The organism is Chryseobacterium arthrosphaerae (genome assembly GCF_001684965.1).
GTDB classification, from domain to species: Bacteria; Bacteroidota; Bacteroidia; order Flavobacteriales; family Weeksellaceae; genus Chryseobacterium; species Chryseobacterium arthrosphaerae.
The window spans coordinates 545,849-566,000 of sequence record NZ_MAYG01000001.1; the positions used below are offsets into that span (position 1 = coordinate 545,849).

The following is a 20,152-nucleotide window of genomic DNA, read 5'->3' on the forward strand; positions in this document are numbered from 1 at the left end:
TGATCTTTTCAATTTTAAATAACAGAATATGAATATATTGATGGTCTGCCTTGGAAATATATGCAGAAGCCCTTTAGCTGAAGGAATCATGAAAACAAAATTACCGGAAAGCTTTATGGTGGACTCTGCAGGAACCATTTCTATGCACGAAGGCGAGCATCCGGATAAAAGAGCCATAAAAACAGCCGCCAACCATCATATAGATATATCCAAACAGAGGTCAAGACCCATTACAAGAGCTGATTTTAAGACCTTTGATAAAATATACTGTATGGACGTAGATGTACTTGCAGATGTGGTATCCAAAGCTGAAAACGAAGAAGAACGTCAAAAGATCTCTTTATTCTTGGAAGCACTGGGTGATCATAAAAACGCTGAAGTACCGGATCCTTACTGGGGGGACATGAGTGATTTTGAAAAGGTTTTCCAGTTATTGGACAGAGGTTGTGATGCTATTAAAAACCAAATACAGAAATAATTGCCATGAAAAGAACACTGTTACTGCTTTTATTAAGCTTTCATTTCTCTTTTGCGCAAACCCAAAATGAAACAGAGATCCGTAAAGTAATGGATGATTTTATGGGATGCATTAAAACCAGGGATGAAGCTAAATTTTTATCTTTATTTCAGGAGCCCGTGCTCTGGACCGGAATTTATAAAGACAGAACACAGGCTAAACGTCTGGAAAAAAATCCTAAAGCGGAATATTACTTTGCAGATGACTATAAAGCTTTTATCAGAGGCTTTAAAGATGATAAATCTGAAGAAAGATTTGATAATATTAAAATCATTGAAGACGGTGCCATAGCTTCTGCCAACTTCGATTACAGCTTTTGGTATGATGGCAGAATGGAAAACTGGGGAAAGGAAATCTGGACCCTGATGAAGATCAACGGAACATGGAAGATCACTTCCGTTACCTTCTCCATGGACCTCGCAAAATACTATCCGCAACCCTCATTAAACGAAAGAACTAAAAAATAATACAATGCTTTTCTTACTCCCTGCTTATTTATCAGAAAATACGTCTATTAACCATTTCTCTTCTGTTATAAAGGATTATATCATGCAGACTGATTATTTCTTTGTAGAGAATGAAAAAACAGCCAGAAAAGTGGTGAAGTTTTTTGCCCCGGAGAAAAAACAGGCTGATCTGAAATTGTTTCTGCTGGATAAATATACAGAGAACGCAGACATCAAAGAAGCTCAGGAACTGATGCTGAAAGGGCAGGACTTCGGACTGTTATCAGAAGCAGGTCTGCCGTGCATTGCCGACCCCGGAAATCTGATCGTAAAATGGTGCCATGAGAAAAACATCAGGGTGATTCCGGTCTCAGGTCCTTCATCCATTATCCTTGCCTTAATTTCCAGTGGGTTCAACGGGCAGGAATTTACGTTCCACGGATACCTTCCTATTGATAAAGGAGAGAAAAAAAGGCAGATTGTAAACCTGGAAGGTCTGGTTCAGAAAACCGGATACTCACAGATTTTTATGGAAACACCCTACAGAAATAATCAGCTGTTTGAAGACCTTTGCAAGTTTTTATCACCCAATACAAAGCTTTGTATTGCAGCCAACATCAATGACCCGGAACACGAATTCATCAAAACAAAAACCATAAAGGAATGGCAGAAGCAGAAACCTGAACTTCACAAGATTCCTGCCGTATTTGTATTGGGAAAATAATATCTAAGAGTAAATGATAAAAAGGCAAATGAACTGATTGGCTTTTTTTCGGGAATATTTAACAGCCCTTAACGTCTGTATTGCACTATTCTTGTTTTTTATCAGACATCACTTAAAAAATATATCGATATGTCTGACAAAAAATTAGCAGGAATCTGGATTGATACAGAGAGAGCCGTGGTCGTAAAGAATCACGACGCCCAACGTACTTTTGAATTCTCTCTTTGCAAGCCTGTAAAAGCAGAAATCCAGCATGGTAATTCCAGCGAAAATGCGGGAAATAATGCTGAGATCACCAATAGGAATAAGTTTTTTAAAGAAATTGAACATCTTTTGACCAATTCCCAGGAATTATATATCACAGGCCCCGGGGTGATGCAGGAAGAACTGAAACATTTTCTTCATGATACAGCCCAGTTCAGAGATCTGAAGATTACAATGGGAACTTCACAGAAGATGACCGATGAAAAAGTACTGGAAACAGTAAAGGATCATTTTAATTATTAAATCATTGATCATGCAATATAATCGCCGGGGCATCGAAGATGCCCCGGCGATTATATTGATTAATGTGTAATTAAATCTGCGTCATCTGCTATATCTGCGAGCGATATAATTAATTATAGAATCATTATACTCTGTTTGAATTGGAATATATTTTCTCGCAGATCTCGCAAATTACGCAGATTTTAATTGCAAAAATTAAAATAATTATTTGTTTGAACAGTGTTAAAGATTATTAACCACCCTTTTTATTCCATCCAGTATATTAGCAGTATTAAAATTAACCAGTAATCCAAGTTTTTTATCGGATAGCTTAAGATATGTATGTAACTGTTTGAAATGTATATCTTCAAGACCTTTTACTGATTTAAGTTCTAGAATAACTTTATCTTCAACCAAAATATCAAGTCTGAAATTAAAATCGAATTTTTTACCATCATAGAAAACAGGAACTTCCATTTCTGATTTAACAGTCAATCCGTTTTCTTCAAGTTCGTAAATCAAAATTTTTTGATATATAATTTCAAGTAAGCCTGGTCCTAAATGATTATAGACATTGAAGATACATTTTCTTACGATATAAGAAATTTCATTTTCATTCATTTGTTTTTATTTTGATTAGAAATTCTATTTATTAGAGTTATCTCATACAGCTAAAATATTTATTATCGTAAAACGTAAAGGATAAAGAAAAAATCTGCGTCATCTGCTATATCTGCGAGCGAAATATATAATATATAAAAACCGGTTCAATTTCTTACAAGAAAATCACAAAGGTCACTTAATATCTGATCCCTGTTTTTTTCAGAATAAAACTCAAAAGCCAGATCGGTCCCACCAGTAAAAACTGAAGATCCTTAAGGAATGAAGGCTTTTTCCCTTCAATCTTATGCCCTATGAACTGTAAAATCCATGTAATCACAAAAACAGCAAGATAAACCATCCATGACTGTTTTTCAAAATAGATATTGGTAAGATAAATAAAATGTTCCGTAGCTGCTGTCAAAATGAGCATAATAATACTGATGCGTAATGATAATCTCAGATAAAACAGGGTAATAAGAACTACTGTAATGCTACTTACAATACTGATACAGCCGAAATAGGAAATGCATACGTGAGGGGACGGAATAAGGGAAATAAACCCCAGAATCGTCCAGAAAATCAAGGGTACACAAATCCAGTGGATCAACTTGTTGGTTGCGTTTCTATGGCTCTTGCTGTACTCTGCAAATAATAAATCAACCTTTCTCATAGGAACATGAATTTGATAATCGCTAAAATAATAAAATTTTGCAATCACTCGTAAGATTGCTTACATTTGTGCTATGTCTGCCCTGGAAAAGTTTGGCGTTGATATTTTTACGGAAAGGAATATTTTCGAAAGGATTGCCGTGGATAAACCCTTCCGTCCCGAAAATCCGGCTTTCATCTTCATTAAATCAGGTACAATAAAACTTCGTCAGCATTTCAGTGACCTGGAGGTTTCTGCCAATATGTTTATGGTGACGGATCCTCAGACCATTTATGAAGTAGTATCAGTGAGTGACGATTTCCAGTCAAGGATGGTTTCTTATAAAAGAGAATTTATCTCCGCTTTATCGCTGAAATTTAACCGCCTTATTACCTATCGTTATTTCAGGCAGCAGATGAACAAAGGGGTGCCTTTTCCGGAAAGTGAAATGGAAGTGGTATGGAAAAGTGTCAATTTTCTGAAATATATTCTGGATTCCGAGACCGAAATGCTTTATAAAAAAGAAATGGTAGAGCATCTTTTCTCTGTATTCTGCTATCAGATGGCGGGGATCATATCCAAAGAAGATAACAATTCGATGAATCAGATGTCCAGACAGGAAGAGATCGTATTTGTTTTTCTTACTGATCTTGCAGAATATCATCTTACAGAGAAGACCGTAGAATTTTATGCCGAGCGGCAGTCAATTACAACCAGACATCTTTCATCAGTGGTAAAGGAGGTAACAGGAAAAACGGCGAGTCATATTATTGCTTTAATTGTCATCAATGAAGCAAAAGTACTTTTAAACTCGTCTAATAAACCGGTTTCTGAGATTTCGTCAATCCTTGGTTTTAGTGATCAATATGCATTTTCTCACTTTTTTAAAAAGCATCTGGAAGTAAGCCCGAGACAATACAGACATCAGTTCGAAAATTAAAATCTTACATTTGAACATCTTTTTCCAAAAATCAAACATTTGATTGATTTTGTGGTTCACCTAACTTTGCATCTGTAAAACAAGGTAAAATGACAAAGAAAATAAAAACAGCACTATCAGTTTTGATAGCAGCTTTTCCTGCGCTGTTTTTTTCGCAACAGATCAAACAGATGACCGCAGGCGAGGTGGCCGAACTGGCCGTTCAGAATCATCAGCAGTTAAAGGTTTCCGCTCAGAATATTGATATCGCCAAACAGAATATCAATGTGGTAAAGCTCCAGAAACTACCCACCATTACGGCTTCCACAAGCCAGTTCTATCTGGGGGATGCAGTAGCTATTGATAAAGATTTTTCAAATTCAACAAAGATTCCGATGCCTCATTACGGAAGTTCTTATGCCGTACAGGCCACTCAGCTGATCTTTAAGGGAGGATTGGTAAACAAATCTGTTGAAATGGCAGGACTTCGTGAGCAGCTTTCTGAACTGGATCTGGAGAAAAATAAACAGGATGTGAAATTTTTAGTAATTTCCAACTATCTGGATGTCTATAAGATCATCAACCAGGAAGAAGTGTTCCGGAACAATAAAAAACTGGCTCAGGAGCGTCTGAAAAATATTCAGAAATTCTACCAGCAGGGAATGGTGACTAGAAACGAAGTGATTCGTGGAGAACTTGCTATCAAAAACCTGGATCAGGGAATTCTTACCCTGGCAAACAATAAAAAAATCCTTAATTATAATTTAAGCATTGCCTTAGGCTTATCTGCGGATACTGAAATTATCCCTACAGAAAGTTTGGAGAATAAAGAAGCCGGGATTGGCATGGAATATTACACGGACCTTGCCCACGAAAGCAATCCTTTGCTGAAGTCGGCTAAAAAGAATATTGACGTAGCAGATAAGAATATTGAGATTATAAAAACCGATAATATGCCTACCGTAGCGGGATTTGGAGGATATACCTTACAAAGACCTGTAACGACAAGAAATCCTGTTCTGGATATGTATTCAGGCGGATGGCAGACAGGAGTTTCTCTTAGCTATAATATAGATAATCTGTATAGAACAAAGGAGAAAGTAAAAATAGGTGAACTGCAGAAGGCCCAAGCCAATGATGCGATGATACTGGTACAGCAGAATGTAGATATGGGCGTAAATGCTGCCTATACAAAATATCAGGAAGCTATTCAGCAGGCTGAAATCCTGAATGATTCCAAAAGACTGGCTGAAGAAAACTATAAGATTACTGAAGCTAAATACCTGAATCAACTGGCAGTACAGGCCGAGATGATAGATGCACAGAACCAGAAACTGCAGTCAGAATTGGATTATGCAAATGCTGAAATCAATGTTTTGTACCAATATTACAATCTTTTGAAATCTACCGGAACTCTTTAATTTTTTAAAACTGAAAATCAACACAATGGAAAACAAGGAACAAACTACTCAAAATACAGCTCCAACTCCTTCAAGACCTGGCGGAGAGGGAAACAAAAAGAAAAATAAAACCAATAAGGTCAGAGCAATCATTTCAAATATCATTGTTTTTCTGGTGATCGGGTTCGGGTTATTCTGGCTGATCCGTGAATATTTCCACATCGGAAACAAAACCTATACGGAAGCGGCACAGGTAGAGGAATTTATCAACCCCATCAATACCAGGGTTTCTGCTTATATCAAAGAAATTAAATTTATTGAGCACCAAAGGGTAAAAAAAGGGGATACGCTGGTCATTCTGGATGAACGTGAGATCCTTACCCAGCTGGGACAGGCTGAAGCGGCTTATCAGAATGCAATGGCACAGAAAACCGCTACAAGTTCTTCTGTGAATACCGTTTCAAACAATATCAATGTGATGCAGTCCAATATTGCAGGAGCCAAAGCCAGATTATGGAATGCAGAGCAGAATCTGAACCGTTACAAAAACCTTTTGGCTGCAGAAGCAGTGACAAGACAGCAGTATGATCAGGTAAAAACAGAATATGATGCTCAAAAGGCAGCTTACGAAACCTTAGTGAATCAGAAACAATCTGCCAGCCTTTCTACTACAGAAGTAAAAAGCAGGTTAGGAATCAATGATGCGGAGATCAAAAGAACAAAATCTGCACTGGATATGGCAAGAATCAACCTTTCTTACACGGTGATCACCGCACCATATGACGGAGTGATGGGAAGAAGAACGATTTCTGAAGGACAGCTGATCCAGCCGGGACAACAGGTGGCAACTATTGTTCTGAATGGCCAGAAATGGGTAACTGCCAACTTCCTGGAAAGCCAGATGCCAAACATTAAGGTAGGAGAAAAAATATCGATGACGGCTGATGCCTTAGGCGGACAAAAATTTGAAGGGGTGGTAACGGCTGTTTCTGCGGCTACAGGATCAAGATACTCAAGTGTACCTACAGATAACTCTACCGGAAACTTCATTAAAGTACAGCAAAGAATCCCGGTAAGAATTGAGTTTACCGCTGCCAATAAAAAAGAAAATCTGGATAAGCTGAGTGCGGGAATGAATATGAACGTGAACATTAATAAAGACTAGAAGATGGAAGATATCAGATTCCGGGTGCTATGCCGTGGAAATCTAAGTTGAAGCCGGAAGCCTGCCGTCTGATATCTGAAATCTATTATCTCAAACAATCATGTACAATAAAGGATTATACAGCGACTGGGTACCCAAACCTGTACAGCTTCTGCTGATCGTATTGCTGCTTGCAGTAGTGATGCCGCTCGGTGGGGTGTATACGGGGAATATCAGCCATCTGGTGAGTGGTACCGGAGCAATGACAGAATATTTTATGTGGGCGAATTATGCAACCACAATCGGGATGGGAGCCTGTATGCCTGTCGTGATCAGAATCAAGATGAGATTTAAAGTAAGAGACAAAATGGTATTGCTGCTGGTATTACTTGGATTGATGAGCTATATCAATGCTACAACCTTACAGCCAATGATTTTCGTAGCTACTTCTTTGTTCATCGGGTTTATGAAAATGATGGTGACAATAGAGCTGTTTCTGCCACTGATGGTAATGATCGGAAACCGTGGAATGTTTTATGGCGTATTCTATACATTTGTATTGGTGATGAACCAGGTGGCTGTGTATTATGCTGCTGAATTTTCACTCCTTTACAACTGGCAGCAGTTCTACCTTTTTACTTCGGTCTTATGTTTTATACTCGCATTGATACACTGGATTTTCATGCATAACAAATACTTTGCGCTGAAAGTTCCGTTACATTATATCGACTGGCTGAGTATCCTGCTTTTCATATCCACCTTTATGTTCTCGGCTTATGTCTATTCATTCGGGAGACAGCAGGACTGGCTGAATTCAAGGAACATCATTAACGCAAGCATAGCGGCTTTTGTAAGTTTTGCTTTGCTCTCCATCCGTCAGCTGACTTTAAAGAGACCTTATCTTTCATTCAGAATATTTACCAAAAATAACGTACAGCATGGGTTGTTTATGCTGTTCTGGCTGGGAATGTTTCTGGGGACCGCCTCCATTCAGAATACTTTTGCAGTAGGAGTATTGGGATATGACCAGCTGACCAATGCCAGACTTAGTGTCCTGATGATCCCCGGGATTATTGTAGCCGGTATCATTGCCATTTTCTGGTTTAAAAAAGAAAAGCCGCTGAAAATGTATATTTTCTCAGGTTTTGCAGGAATGATGGGATACGCAATCATCATGTACTTTTCCATGGTATTGGAATTCAGTTATGACAACTGGTACCTTCCCATGTTCTTAAAAGGTTACGGAATGTGTTCACTGTTTATTTCCGTATGGTTTTATACCCTGGATAAGCTTGAGATGGATGAAATGCTTGCTGCGATCGGGCTGGTGCTGGTTTGGAGAACTTTCCTTGCAGTAGGGATCTTTTCAACCTTGTATTCCTGGTTCCAGTACCGTTTTCAGGTGACAGCGATAGGTGACCTTGCGGTATATATGGATGGAATGACGGTAAGCCCTCAGAATGTTGCTGCCAATATGAAAGCCATTCAGCTTAATGCCATTATTATTGCCACTAAAAAAATATTCGGATATATTATTCTGGCTGGTTTTGGAGTATTGTTCTATGTAGCCACTCATCACTTTGGTGCAAAACGGTTCCAGTATTTCAGATTTGTGAGAGTGCTTGGCGGTAAATCTGTGATTGCCAGAAGAAGACTCCGTGAACGGAAAAAATTATTAGAAGAGATAAAAGACGCAGCCGGGCCTGCGGTTTAAAGATACCTTGTTTTTCACAGCAAGATCCTGGTCCTTTGTTGGGTTGGGATCTTGCGTTTTTTATGGGGAATGGAAACTGAAAAGTTAAAATATGAGATTTCTTACTGCGTCACACTGACAACAGTCAAAGTGTATAACTTTTATTATTTCAATGATGTTTTGATACCTTATCCGTTATCCCTTTTTAACGGTATGAGTATATCAATAACCTACAGTTTCATTTCTTACTTTTTTTTGAAAAGGTGAAAAATTTCATCTTTTCTTATTTTTATCATTTCTAAATAAAAATTACTTTTGCTGAATTATAAAACTTTGATTAGAAAGAATGAAAAAGCACTATGCATTCATAGGTCTTTTGGCTTCGGGGTTCATGTTTTCCCAGAACGTTAAGGACAGTGTAGCCTCTAAAGGTATTGAGGATGTCGTAATTGTAGCTTCCAGAAAACCTACAAAAATCTCTGAGATTCCAGGTACGGTTTGGGTAGTACAGAAAGAGAAAATCCAGGAACAGGCAAAAAACGGCGTTCCTATTAAAGAAATGCTTTCGATCCTGATTCCTGGTATGGATATCGGCCCTCAGGGAAGAACCAATTACGGACAGAATATGAGAGGACGTTCTGCTTTGGTGATGATTGACGGGGTGTCTCTGAACAGTATCCGTGCGATCAGCCGTCAGCTGGATGCCATTGATCCTTTCAATATCGAAAGAATTGAAGTGCTTTCCGGAGCAAGCTCTATCTATGGTGGAAATGCTACCGGGGGAATCATCAATATTATCACAAAAATACCTTCCAAAAAAGGAATCAGTGGTGAAACCGAAGTAGGAATACGTACTGGTTTTATGGGAAAAGATGATCATGATTTCCGTGCTGCACAATCTATTGCAGGAAAAGGAGAGAAGTTCTTCGGAAGGCTGGGAGTGGCTTACCAGCAGAATGGCGGCGCTTATGGAGCAGACCAGAAACAGCTTTTTACAGATATTACCCAGACAGACCTTCAGTATAACCAGTCGATAGACATTTTGGCTACCGGAGGCTATCAGTTTAATAATAAACATAAAATAACAGCTTCACTTCAGTATTATAATTCTAAGTTCAATGGTGACAGAAGTTTATTTTTAGGTGAAAACCTGAGTGCTTTCACTACAAAAAATGCCTCTTTACTGGAAATGAGGGACGGTTTTTCTTCTGATAAAAATGTAGGAACGGAGCGTTATATGGGAACAGTAGCTTATACCGGAAACGGAATTCTTGGCGGGCAGGATCTTTATGTGCAGTTTGCCACCCGTGGAGAAAAGCTTGGTTTCTATCCGTTCCCTGGAAATCTGAAACTTGAAAAAGGAAGCATCGCTTATATGTCTTCATCACAGCAGGATACGTATTACTCAGGACTTAAAGCTTTATTGTCAAAATCATGGCGTGGGCTGAATGTGACGTACGGAGTAGACATAGACTTTGAAAAGTTTGAAGGAACTCAATCCGTATATGATATAGCCAAAACCATGTCAAGCGGAGGATTGACGAATGAAACGAAATACAGCTTAGGCAGATATCCTACCAACCATTCACAAAGTTATGCAGGATATGTGCAGGCGAAATATAACATCCTTCCTAAACTGCAGATCAACGGAGGAATCCGTTATCAGAATATCAAGGTAAAAGTGGATGATTTTGTTGGTTCAGAACAGCAGACCCAGATTGCGGTAGGATACGGGAAGTCAGCATCTGCTATTCCTGGAGGGAAAAGTTCTTATAACGTGACTTTAGCCAATGCCGGATTACTATACAAATTCAATGAGCAGCATCAGGCCTGGGGAACATTTTCGCAGGGGGTAAGTCTGGCGGATCCTGCCAAATATTATGGGATAGGTACCTATAAGCTGAACGGAACCCACTGGGATGTGGTTTCAAGTATCAATGTAAAAGACCAGCCTCTGCAGGCGATCAAAACCAACCAGTTTGAAGTAGGGTATCGTGTGAACAGAGGGGGATTCAGGGCTCAGGTGGCAGGGTTCTTAAGTACTTCTGATAAAACGGTTGCTGTAGACAGAAAAACATTCCAGATCCTGGTCAATGATCTGAAGCTTAGAAATATGGGAATTGAAGCTGAGGTTTCCTATTCATTAAGCAACGGAGTTTATTTCGGGGCAAGCGGGCTACTGATCAAATCTGAAGTAGACAGCAAAGGAGAATGGAAAAAGCAGGAGGTTTATAATGCTTCCCCTTCCAAACTGGTAACCTATATCGGGTATAATGTTCAGAACTGGTCATTCAGATTCCAGTCACTGCAGAATTTCAAGCAGAAGGACGAGCTAAATAATGTTATTGAAGGCTATAATACTTCCGATCTGATGATAGGATACCGTTTAAGCTGGGGGAAATTCAACCTGGGCATCCAGAATCTCTTTAATACGGATTATCAGACAATATGGAGCAAACGTTCCCAGATTTTATATTCTACTTACGGGTTACCTGAACTGTTCAGTTACAAAGGAAGAGGAAGAACATTTAATCTGTCTTATACTTTTGAGTTTTAGGTGGTAGGTAATAGATAATAGATAATAGATAATAGGTAATAGGTGGTAGGTAGCAGGTGGCAGGTAATGGGGAGAACTGTTTCTTTATACTGCCTGATGTTAATCGATATTGATCTTGTGGACAGGAACCAAAACTTTGAACTTTAGACCCTGAAACCGTATCTTTGCAGCTATGAAAGATTTAATGGGCAGAGCCATCTGGGATTATTATCACAATGAAGATCCTGAAGATCTGCAGACCGAAACATCAATTTCTGAAGTGGATGAACTTCCGGTAGAGTATTTATTCAGGGATTTTGAAGAAATGAATGCTATTGAGCAAAAGGCATTGCAGCTATCTGAAGGGAAAACTCTGGATATCGGAGCCGGAGCCGGCTCTCACACATTGTATCTTCAGAATGAAAGAAACCTGGACGTGACAGCTTTGGATATTTCACCAAAATCTATCGAAGTCTGCCAACTGAGAGGGATCAGAAAAGCAGTATGTGAAAATATCCTGGATTTTTCAGGACAAACCTTTGATACGATTCTGTTGCTGATGAACGGTACCGGAATTTTTGAAGGGCTTGGGAAAATTGATATCTATCTTCAGAAACTGCATGCGCTGTTAAATGAAAACGGACAGATCCTGATCGACAGTACGGATATTCTTTATATGTTTGACCGTGATAAGGATGGCGGGGTGTATATCCCGGCCGGCGGTTATTACGGAGAACTGGATTATGTGGTTCATTATAAAGGAGAGTCTGAGGAACCGATCACCTGGCTGTATCTAGATTTCAATACATTGAAAAATGCAGCTGAAAACAACGGATTCAAAATAGAAAGAGTATTGAAAGATGAGGATTCTTATCTGGCAAAACTGACCAAAGAATAAAACCTATAGATGTCATTGCGGGTTAAAAGCAATTCATCAATAATCATATATTGTCATTCTGTACACCGGGATGACAATTTTTATTTTGTAGTTCTTCCTAGCCCCGATAGAAACGGTTACCCCACAGCAGGCTAAGGATTAGCAGGGAGCGAGGAGTAAAAGTGCATAGCGGGAATCAGCTCCTAATAATTCCTGAGCATATGGATAACCCTTACAAACGGAAAATAAGCAAACCATTCCTGGAAATAAAAATACATAAGAACTACCGTTCCTGCGCATACAATCACAGGAAGGATATAGGATTCTGCACGGTAAGGAAGTTTCCTGGGAGTAGCTAAAACACTGATGATCATTAAACCCAGAACTCCAACAGCAATAACTCCTATTTCCGGGCTATACCGGGAAAGGGAAAGGGTATCAAAACGGGATTGCAGAACGTATTTCTGAAACATAAAAAAAGTAAAACCAAATGCCAGAGCAAAGAAAGCGGCAAAATACTTTTTGAGTTTTATTAAATTCAGAAATAACAAAATAGATCCCGGAACAGTACTGAAAAAAACACTGCTCACCAGAATGGTAGTCCTTGAATACAGCCTGATAGCACCAGGATCGTCCGTAACATGATCTTTCCAGGTTTCTTTTTCTTCCGTAAGTTTGGCTTCCTCTGCATTTCTTTTGTCCTGTATCATTTGCTGAATGGAAGATCTTTCCTGCTCTGTAAAGATTCGGCCCCTTTCTTCTAAAATTTCAAAAGCCATCTGTACCGCTTCCGGAACAAAGCGGTTTCCTTCTTTCAGGTAGTTTTCCAGCTCGGAACCGGAGAGTTTTCTTAAAACACTTTTATTGACCATAGATGAGAGCACAAATATAGAATAAAAGAGAATTGTGGGACAAGCCATAAAAAAGACCGCCATTAAGACGGTCTCCTGTTTTATTTACAGTATTTTTCTAATAAGCTGTTGAAAACACTCCCTTCTGATATCGATCTGAAAGGCATTTTCTTATGATCAATCAGAGGTTTCTCATCATCTCTGTAATTGATTTTAACGATCTCATCAGAGGCTGTTTTATCTTTACATTTATATTCCATAAAATATTCTACGGATTCAATAACGGGATCCTGTTTTATGGTATTAACAACCTGGATCCAGGAGTAGAAACCATCCTTTGTTTGTTTATCAAATGAATAATTCCATACCGCTCCGGACTGATCGTTTCCTATTTTATGGTATTCACGCTCTTGTGCATTCAATACTGATGAATATAAAAACAGAATAAAAAGTAACAATATTTTTTTCATGAATGAAAATACTGATTATCCAATCTCAATACCGTTTTCAACATTGCTGTCATCCGGTGTTACGAAAGATAATTTTCCGTCTGGTTTGGTTGTTAATAATAACATTCCCTGAGATTCAATTCCTCTGATCTTTCTCGGAGCAAGGTTTAATAAAATCATTACCTGTTTACCGATTATTTCTTCAGGAGTAAAGCTTTCTGCAATTCCAGAAACAACTGTTCTTACGTCTACTCCTGTATCTACAGTAAGTTTCAGTAGCTTATCAGCTTTTTCTACTTTTTCAGCTTCTAAAATGGTTGCAGTTCTAAGGTCTACTTTAGTAAAATCATCAAATGTGATCTCTTCTTTCATAGGGTTGGCGTTAGGGTTTGTTTTTTTATTGTTTTGTTTGGTATCTTCCAGTTTCTGGATCTGGGCTTCGATTACGCTGTCTTCAATTTTAGAGAAAAGAAGAGATGCTTCGTTGATCTTATGTCCGGTTTCAATTAAAACGGATTTAGTTTCTATATCGCTCCAGCTTAATTTTTCTGCATTGAACATGTTCAGTAGCTTTTCAGAGCTGAAAGGCATGAATGGTTCACATAATTGTGCTAGAGCAACAGCGATCTGTGCTCCTACAAATAGAGATTGAGCTGCCTTTTCCGGATTGTCCTTGATGGTTTTCCAAGGCTCTTCAGTCTGAAGATACTGGTTTCCAAATCTTGCAAGGTTCATTAATGCAGATAAAGCATTTCTGAATTCATAATGCTCTAAGAATCCTGAAATTTCTGTAGCTGCTTTATTGATCTCTTTTAATTCCGGACTGTTTACGTCTCCCTGAGGAACAACACCGTCGTAATATTTATGAATAAGAACTGCAACTCTATTGATAAAGTTTCCAAAGATTCCTACCAATTCTGAATTATTCTTCGTCTGGAAGTCCTTCCATGTAAAGTTATTATCCTTAGTTTCAGGTGCTGAAGAAAGCAATGCATATCTTAACACATCCTGCTGACCAGGGAAGTCTTCTACATATTCATGTGCCCATACCGCCCAGTTTCTTGACGTAGATATCTTATCGTTCTCAAGGTTCAGGAATTCAAAAGCGGGTACATTTTCAGGCATAATATAATCTCCATGAGCTTTCATCATTGAAGGGAAAATGATGCAGTGGAACACAATATTATCTTTTCCGATGAAGTGTACCAGATCACTGTCTTCACTCTGCCAGTAATCTTTCCAGTTTTTTCCGTTTTTTTCAGCCCATTCTTTAGTGAATGAAATATATCCTATAGGTGCATCAAACCACACGTAAAGAACTTTTCCTTCTGCATCAGGAAGCGGTACCGGAACTCCCCAGTTCAAATCTCTGGTCATGGCACGTGGTTTCAGGCCATCATTCAGCCATGATTTTACCTGTCCGTATACATTAGGTTTCCAGTCGTCTTTATGACCTTCAATGATCCATTCATTCAGGAAATCTTCATATTCATTTAAAGGCAGGTACCAGTTTTTGGTTTCTTTAAGGATCGGGACATTTCCGCTCAGCATAGATTTCGGATTGATCAGTTCTGAAGGGGAAAGGGTAGAACCGCATTTCTCACACTGGTCACCGTAAGCATTTTCGTTGCCACAGTTAGGACATGTTCCTACAATATAGCGGTCAGCAAGGAATTCCCCTGCCTGCTCATCAAAATACTGCTCAGACATCTCTTCCGTGAATTTCCCTTTTTCATATAAAACCTTGAAAAAATCCTGGCTGGTTTCATAATGGTTCTTGGAAGTTGTTCTTGAATATTCATCGAATGAAATTCCCAGGTCAGCAAAAGACTTTTTAATGATCTCGTGATACTTGTCAACGATATCCTGAGGGGTAACCCCTTCTTTTTTTGCTCTTATGGTAATAGGAATTCCGTGCTCATCTGAACCACAGATAAACGCTACATCTTTTCCTGATCTTCTCTGAAATCTTGCGTAAACATCCGCAGGAATATAAACACCTGCCAAATGCCCTATATGAACCGGCCCGTTTGCATAAGGCAAAGCTGCCGTAATCATCTTTCTGTTTGACATTTATAGTAAAGTTTTGACTGCAAAGATAAGGATTATCTCTCGAATACCGCTCTTTGTGGACTTATTATGGCCAAGGTTCGTGTTTTTTAGTCCTCAATATGAAATTAAGTTAAACGTATGTTTAACTTTTTGTTAATCCGAAACAAATAGTATGCAAAGCATAGCTTCTTGTAAATTATTGAAGCGTAAATAATTAACTAAAACCTGTTTCGTAATATACATAAATTTATCATAAATTATATTAAAATTATAATAATTCTAATTTTTTTATAAATTGCAAAACTGGCTTCATGCCAGAATATGACTGAAACGAAACTATAAAAATAAGATTGTGAAGAATTTTACAACGGTATTAAAAATAGCGCCTGCCTTCTTACTGGCCAGCACAGTAATGCACGCGCAGAAACAAGACAGCCTGCCTAAGGAGAAAAAAATCGACGAGGTGGTACTGATCGGGTATGGTGCTAAAAAGAAGTCTGACCTGACGGGATCTATCACTGCAGTTTCTGAAAAGGACTTCAATAAAGGAGCCATTGTCTCGGCAGACCAGCTGATCAACGGTAAAGCTCCCGGGGTTAGAATTACCAGTGATGGTGGGGCTCCGGATTCGAAACCTAACATCAGGATTAGAGGTGGAGCTTCTCTGACAGCGAATAATAATCCACTTATTGTAATTGATGGAGTTCCTTTGGATTCATCCAATCCGGCTGGGGTATCCAATCCGCTGTCATTGGTCAATCCGAATGATATTGAATCATTTTCAATATTAAAAGATGCTTCTGCTACAGCAATTTACGGTTCCAGAGCTTCCAATGGGGTAATTATCATTACAACAAAGAAAGGATCTTCAGGGAAAATGAGAATTAACTATAGCGGAAATATATCTATAGGTAAGGTTACAAAAATCATTGATGTAATGGATGGGCCTACTTTTGAAAGGTTCATGAATGAATATAATCCTACTTATGCCAATATGCTGGGGGTTACAGAAAATGGGAAGCAGGTCATGTACAATACCAATTGGCAGGATGAAATTTTCAGAACTTCTGTTTCTACAGATCACAACCTGAGTGTAAGATCTAATCTTTTTAAATCAATTCCGGCCAGATTTTCATTCGGTTATAATAATACACAAGGAATTGTAAAGACAAATGATTATGACAGATACACAGCTTCAATGAAGTTGAATCCGACTTTGTTAGACAATCATTTGAAAATTGATATTAATATTAAAAATATCATTTCCAAGAAAAATACAATTGATGCTGAAGGAGCTATTGGCGGAGCAATCACGGCGGATCCTACAAAGCCAATATATAATACAGACGGAAGTTATTACCAGACTTTCAACGGATATGTAATGACCGGGGCAAGAAATCCTGTGGCTGTATTGATGCAGCGTACAAGACCTGAAGAAGTGCAAAAATTCTTAGGAAATGTTGAGCTTGACTATAAAATGCACTTTTTACCGGATTTAAGAGCGGTGGTGAACCTGGGGGCTGAATCTTCTTATGCCAAAATCCGTGAAGTATACGGCCAAAATGCTTTACAGTCATACAGGCCTGTTTATCAGGGTGATGTTGCCGTAGGTGGTGTTTATAATCCTGGGTTGAATTACGGGGAAGATCAGAATATTTTCAACAGGCTTATGGATGCTTATTTGGCATATAGTAAAAAGTTTGATGACAAGTTTATCTCGAAGTTTGACATTCAGGGAGGTTACTCTTATCAGAATTTTGATAATAAAGGAAAGAAGCAGTTGTTTAATATGGATTCTCCAACAGGAATCCGTGAAGAATCTCCTTACAGTAAATATGCCAATAACTACAGAAATGTATTGAATATCCAGTCCTTCTTCGGAAGAGCCAATATTGATATTCAGAATAAATATTTATTTACTTTGAGTTACCGTGCTGATGGTTCATCTCTTTTCCCTTCCAATAAAAGATGGGGGCATTTCCCGGCTGCTGCTTTTGCGTGGAAGATTAATGATGAAAAGTGGATGGAAAACTCAGGTTTCTCAGAATTGAAGCTGAGATTAGGATGGGGTAAAACAGGACAGCAGGATATCACAGGTTCAGCAGGATTCTATCCATACAGTCCTTTATATGAAATCGGAGATATCAGATATTTCTATTTTCCCAGAACGGTTTTATCAAACGGGACAATTATGCCTGAGCTGTATACGGCATTGGCTTATAATCCTAACCTGACATGGGAGAAGACAACAACATATAATGCTGGAATTGATTTTGGTACCAGAAACAGAAGAATATCAGGATCTATTGAGTATTATCACAGAAAAACTACTGATTTGTTGGCGCAGGTTCCTTTCCCTTCAGGACAGATGCTGACCAACCAGTTTATTGATAATGTAGGAAGTTTAACGAATAAAGGTTTTGAAGCTTCTTTCAACGTCACTCCTGTGAAAACTCAGAACCTTAACTGGGATTTGAATGGGAATATCGCATATAATATAGGAAATGTAGATGACCTGAAAGGCAGAGATAAAGTTGGAGCTACTGAATCTTCTTTAGCATTTGCAGGAACCGGTGTGATCTTAGCACAGCATGCTGTAGGTCAACAGCCATATTCTGCCTGGGTATATCAGCAGGTATATGACAGTGACGGAAGAGTTTTACCAGGGGTCTTTGTAGACAAAAATGGAGATGGAATTATCAATGATGCAGATAAATCTTTTGTTCCTTTAAGACCAAAATGGACATTCGGATTCGGAACTTCTGTAAATTATAAGAATTTTGACTTATCAGCAAGTTTCAGAGGACAGCTTGGAGGAAAAGTATATTATGCAGCTAGAGTAAACAGAGGTTTTACTGAAGCTTCTAATCCTGTAAACAGTAATAGCTTATATAACGTCCTTAACTTCTATGACGGAGCTGCAGATCCAAGGTTTAATACTAAGGCAAGTGCAGAAGGATTATCTGATTATAACTTACACGATGCCACATTCCTTCGTTGTGAAAATATTACATTAGGATACAGATTTGACAAGTTGTTTAAAGGTACAACATTAAGAATTTATGGCTCTGTCAATAATGCATTTATTATTACCAATAATTATGTAGGACAGGATCCTGAAAACTTCAATGCGATAGATGCCAATTTCTATCCAAGACCTAGAATATACACATTTGGAGTTAATGTTGATTTTTAAAATTTGATACACAATGAAACTTAATAAATTTAAAATTATACTATTATCATTCGCACTGATTTCTACAACTTCATGTCTGAATGAATTGAATACAGAGCCTGAATATCTTTTGACCCTGGAGCAGCTTCTTGAATCACAGCCTAATGCAGCAAATGGTCTTCTGGCTAAGGTATATGCGTCTTTGTCTATGTCCAGTGCAAAAGGACCGGGAGAGGCAGATATCACCGGGGATGATAAAGGAGAGACGGTATTTCTGAGAGGAATTATCAATCTTGAAGATTTCACGGCAGACGGAATGAAGAACAGATGGGGAGACAATGGCTTGGATCAGTTGACTACAACGGCTAACTGGACGGCAGATAACAAGTTTTTCAGATATCTTTTCGACAGAGTATATTATACGGTACCTCAGGCTAATGCATTGATTGATGCTTTCGGTAAAGTAAATATTAATAATAAAGATCAGTATATCAGTGAATTAAGATTTATAAGAGCTTTTTCTTATTACTATATGATTGATTGCTTCGGAAAAGGAGTGATTGTTACAGAAAAAGATCTGGCAAATCCGGTTCCAAAAGGTCAGGCATCAAGAAAAGAACTGTTTGATTATGTAGAAAGTGAATTGTTGGCTATTGAACCCACTATTGCAAAGACTACAGAATATGGTCACGTAAACAGAGCTACTGTACAGATGTTATTGTCAAGATTATACCTTAACGCTCAGGTGTATACCGGTACAGCAAGATGGAATGATGCAGCTGCTTATGCTAAAAAGGTGATTGATGAAGGTGGCTATTCATTGGAAACTAATTATGTTAAAATGTTTTCTGCTGATAATAATACATCATCTGAAATTATTTTTCCTTTAATTGCCGATCCTATCGGTACTCAGAGTTATGGTAACTCTACTTATATTATTAATGGAAATACAGGTGGAACTCCTTCAACCCTGAACCCGGCTATTCTTGGAATTAAAGGTGACGGATGGGGAGGTCACAGAGCTACAAAAGCATGGTACGGATTATTTGGAAGCAGCCTTACAGATTACAATGGGGGAAGCTCATCTGCGGTAACCAATACGCTGGATCAGAGAGGGAAACTTTTCTGGCAGACCGGTCATGAATATGAAATGACTGATTATAAAAAATGGACAGACGGTTATCCTTCCACTAAATTCAGAAACCTGAGAACAACAGGAAGTTCTGAAGCAACTGACTTTTCAGGATCGGATTTCCCGGTTTTCAGACTGGCAGAAGCGTATCTTACTTACGCTGAATGTGCTGTAAGAGGTGCATCTACAGCAAATTTAGGACAAGCACTGACGTATATAAATGAATTAAGAACCAAAAGAACAGCATCTCAGGTTAACGCAGGTAACCTGAGCCTTGATTTCATACTGGCAGAAAGAGGAAGAGAATTTAATCTTGAAGGGCAGAGAAGAACAGATCTGATCAGATTTGATAAATTTACCGGGGGGTCATATCTATGGCCTTGGAAAGGTGGAGTAAAAGACGGTACTGCAATTTCTGCTAATTACAATCTTTTCCCGATTCCGAACTCAGCTTTGGCAGCAAATCCTAATCTGACGCAAAATCCTGGCTATTAATCTT

At 38.5% G+C, this 20,152-nt stretch carries 17 protein-coding genes; 12 read left to right on the forward strand and 5 right to left on the reverse strand.

Annotated features, from left to right (window positions below; genetic code table 11):
* Positions 1–28: 28 nt before the first annotated feature.
* From BBI00_RS02430 to BBI00_RS02445, 4 genes are all read left to right on the forward strand, one after another.
* A complete protein-coding gene (locus BBI00_RS02430; protein WP_065397273.1) occupies positions 29–478 on the forward strand; it encodes a low molecular weight protein-tyrosine-phosphatase in 450 nt (149 codons plus the stop codon).
* Between the two features lie 5 nt (positions 479–483).
* Entirely contained in the window at positions 484–984 is a 501-nt protein-coding gene (locus BBI00_RS02435) for a nuclear transport factor 2 family protein (protein WP_065397274.1), read from the forward strand.
* Positions 985–988: 4 nt separating this feature from the next.
* Positions 989–1,687: an SAM-dependent methyltransferase gene (locus BBI00_RS02440; RefSeq protein WP_065397275.1), complete on the forward strand. Its 699-nt coding sequence runs from the start codon at positions 989–991 to the stop codon at positions 1,685–1,687.
* Between the two features lie 129 nt (positions 1,688–1,816).
* On the forward strand, positions 1,817–2,194 hold the full coding sequence (locus tag BBI00_RS02445) for a hypothetical protein (RefSeq protein ID WP_065397276.1): 378 nt from the start codon (positions 1,817–1,819) through the stop codon (positions 2,192–2,194).
* 222 nt (positions 2,195–2,416) lie between these two features.
* Here the strand turns inward: BBI00_RS02445 and BBI00_RS02450 are convergent, their stop codons facing one another.
* Both BBI00_RS02450 and BBI00_RS02455 read right to left on the reverse strand, forming a co-directional pair.
* The gene (locus BBI00_RS02450; RefSeq protein ID WP_065397277.1) at positions 2,417–2,794 is read right to left on the reverse strand and encodes a GxxExxY protein; all 378 of its coding nucleotides are present in this window, start codon (positions 2,792–2,794) and stop codon (positions 2,417–2,419) included.
* Between the two features lie 178 nt (positions 2,795–2,972).
* Positions 2,973–3,446 (reverse strand): Mpo1 family 2-hydroxy fatty acid dioxygenase, encoded by a 474-nt coding sequence (locus tag BBI00_RS02455; protein WP_065397278.1) that lies wholly within the window; start codon positions 3,444–3,446, stop codon positions 2,973–2,975.
* 73 nt (positions 3,447–3,519) lie between these two features.
* Between BBI00_RS02455 and BBI00_RS02460 the strand changes: the two genes are divergently transcribed.
* From BBI00_RS02460 to BBI00_RS02485, 6 genes are all read left to right on the forward strand, one after another.
* Entirely contained in the window at positions 3,520–4,365 is an 846-nt protein-coding gene (locus tag BBI00_RS02460; protein WP_065397279.1) for a helix-turn-helix domain-containing protein, read from the forward strand.
* Positions 4,366–4,454: 89 nt separating this feature from the next.
* Positions 4,455–5,765, forward strand: coding sequence for a TolC family protein (locus BBI00_RS02465; protein ID WP_065397280.1), 1,311 nt, complete (start codon positions 4,455–4,457; stop codon positions 5,763–5,765).
* A gap of 25 nt (positions 5,766–5,790) precedes the next feature.
* Positions 5,791–6,909, forward strand: coding sequence for an HlyD family secretion protein (locus BBI00_RS02470; protein ID WP_065397281.1), 1,119 nt, complete (start codon positions 5,791–5,793; stop codon positions 6,907–6,909).
* Between the two features lie 100 nt (positions 6,910–7,009).
* Entirely contained in the window at positions 7,010–8,602 is a 1,593-nt protein-coding gene (locus BBI00_RS02475) for an efflux MFS transporter permease (RefSeq protein ID WP_065397282.1), read from the forward strand.
* Positions 8,603–8,927: 325 nt separating this feature from the next.
* Entirely contained in the window at positions 8,928–11,138 is a 2,211-nt protein-coding gene (locus tag BBI00_RS02480; protein ID WP_065397283.1) for a TonB-dependent receptor, read from the forward strand.
* Between the two features lie 172 nt (positions 11,139–11,310).
* Positions 11,311–12,015, forward strand: a complete 705-nt coding sequence (locus tag BBI00_RS02485; protein ID WP_065397284.1) for a class I SAM-dependent methyltransferase — start codon at positions 11,311–11,313, stop codon at positions 12,013–12,015.
* Between the two features lie 182 nt (positions 12,016–12,197).
* Here the strand turns inward: BBI00_RS02485 and BBI00_RS02490 are convergent, their stop codons facing one another.
* The 3 genes from BBI00_RS02490 to metG form a co-directional block, all read right to left on the reverse strand.
* Positions 12,198–12,866 (reverse strand): hypothetical protein, encoded by a 669-nt coding sequence (locus tag BBI00_RS02490; RefSeq protein ID WP_065397285.1) that lies wholly within the window; start codon positions 12,864–12,866, stop codon positions 12,198–12,200.
* An 80-nt stretch (positions 12,867–12,946) separates the two neighbouring features.
* The gene (locus tag BBI00_RS02495) at positions 12,947–13,315 is read right to left on the reverse strand and encodes a hypothetical protein (RefSeq protein WP_065397286.1); all 369 of its coding nucleotides are present in this window, start codon (positions 13,313–13,315) and stop codon (positions 12,947–12,949) included.
* Between the two features lie 15 nt (positions 13,316–13,330).
* Positions 13,331–15,367 (reverse strand): methionine--tRNA ligase, encoded by a 2,037-nt coding sequence (gene metG / locus BBI00_RS02500; protein WP_065397287.1) that lies wholly within the window; start codon positions 15,365–15,367, stop codon positions 13,331–13,333.
* 331 nt (positions 15,368–15,698) lie between these two features.
* Here metG and BBI00_RS02505 point away from each other — a divergent pair, with 331 nt between their 5' ends.
* The gene (locus BBI00_RS02505; protein WP_065397288.1) at positions 15,699–18,542 is read left to right on the forward strand and encodes a SusC/RagA family TonB-linked outer membrane protein; all 2,844 of its coding nucleotides are present in this window, start codon (positions 15,699–15,701) and stop codon (positions 18,540–18,542) included.
* Between the two features lie 13 nt (positions 18,543–18,555).
* Positions 18,556–20,148, forward strand: a complete 1,593-nt coding sequence (locus BBI00_RS02510; protein WP_065397289.1) for a RagB/SusD family nutrient uptake outer membrane protein — start codon at positions 18,556–18,558, stop codon at positions 20,146–20,148.
* Positions 20,149–20,152: the final 4 nt, after the last annotated feature.

Bases quoted from the DNA above. Each gene is read 5' to 3' on its own strand.
- BBI00_RS02430 (WP_065397273.1), top strand. From the start codon at position 29: ATGAATATATTGATGGTCTGCCTTGGAAATATATGCAGAAGCCCTTTA.
- BBI00_RS02435 (WP_065397274.1), top strand. From the start codon at position 484: ATGAAAAGAACACTGTTACTGCTTTTATTAAGCTTTCATTTCTCTTTT.
- BBI00_RS02440 (WP_065397275.1), top strand. From the start codon at position 989: ATGCTTTTCTTACTCCCTGCTTATTTATCAGAAAATACGTCTATTAAC.
- BBI00_RS02445 (WP_065397276.1), top strand. From the start codon at position 1,817: ATGTCTGACAAAAAATTAGCAGGAATCTGGATTGATACAGAGAGAGCC.
- BBI00_RS02450 (WP_065397277.1), bottom strand. From the start codon at position 2,794: ATGAATGAAAATGAAATTTCTTATATCGTAAGAAAATGTATCTTCAAT.
- BBI00_RS02455 (WP_065397278.1), bottom strand. From the start codon at position 3,446: ATGAGAAAGGTTGATTTATTATTTGCAGAGTACAGCAAGAGCCATAGA.
- BBI00_RS02460 (WP_065397279.1), top strand. From the start codon at position 3,520: ATGTCTGCCCTGGAAAAGTTTGGCGTTGATATTTTTACGGAAAGGAAT.
- BBI00_RS02465 (WP_065397280.1), top strand. From the start codon at position 4,455: ATGACAAAGAAAATAAAAACAGCACTATCAGTTTTGATAGCAGCTTTT.
- BBI00_RS02470 (WP_065397281.1), top strand. From the start codon at position 5,791: ATGGAAAACAAGGAACAAACTACTCAAAATACAGCTCCAACTCCTTCA.
- BBI00_RS02475 (WP_065397282.1), top strand. From the start codon at position 7,010: ATGTACAATAAAGGATTATACAGCGACTGGGTACCCAAACCTGTACAG.
- BBI00_RS02480 (WP_065397283.1), top strand. From the start codon at position 8,928: ATGAAAAAGCACTATGCATTCATAGGTCTTTTGGCTTCGGGGTTCATG.
- BBI00_RS02485 (WP_065397284.1), top strand. From the start codon at position 11,311: ATGAAAGATTTAATGGGCAGAGCCATCTGGGATTATTATCACAATGAA.
- BBI00_RS02490 (WP_065397285.1), bottom strand. From the start codon at position 12,866: ATGGTCAATAAAAGTGTTTTAAGAAAACTCTCCGGTTCCGAGCTGGAA.
- BBI00_RS02495 (WP_065397286.1), bottom strand. From the start codon at position 13,315: ATGAAAAAAATATTGTTACTTTTTATTCTGTTTTTATATTCATCAGTA.
- metG (WP_065397287.1), bottom strand. From the start codon at position 15,367: ATGTCAAACAGAAAGATGATTACGGCAGCTTTGCCTTATGCAAACGGG.
- BBI00_RS02510 (WP_065397289.1), top strand. From the start codon at position 18,556: ATGAAACTTAATAAATTTAAAATTATACTATTATCATTCGCACTGATT.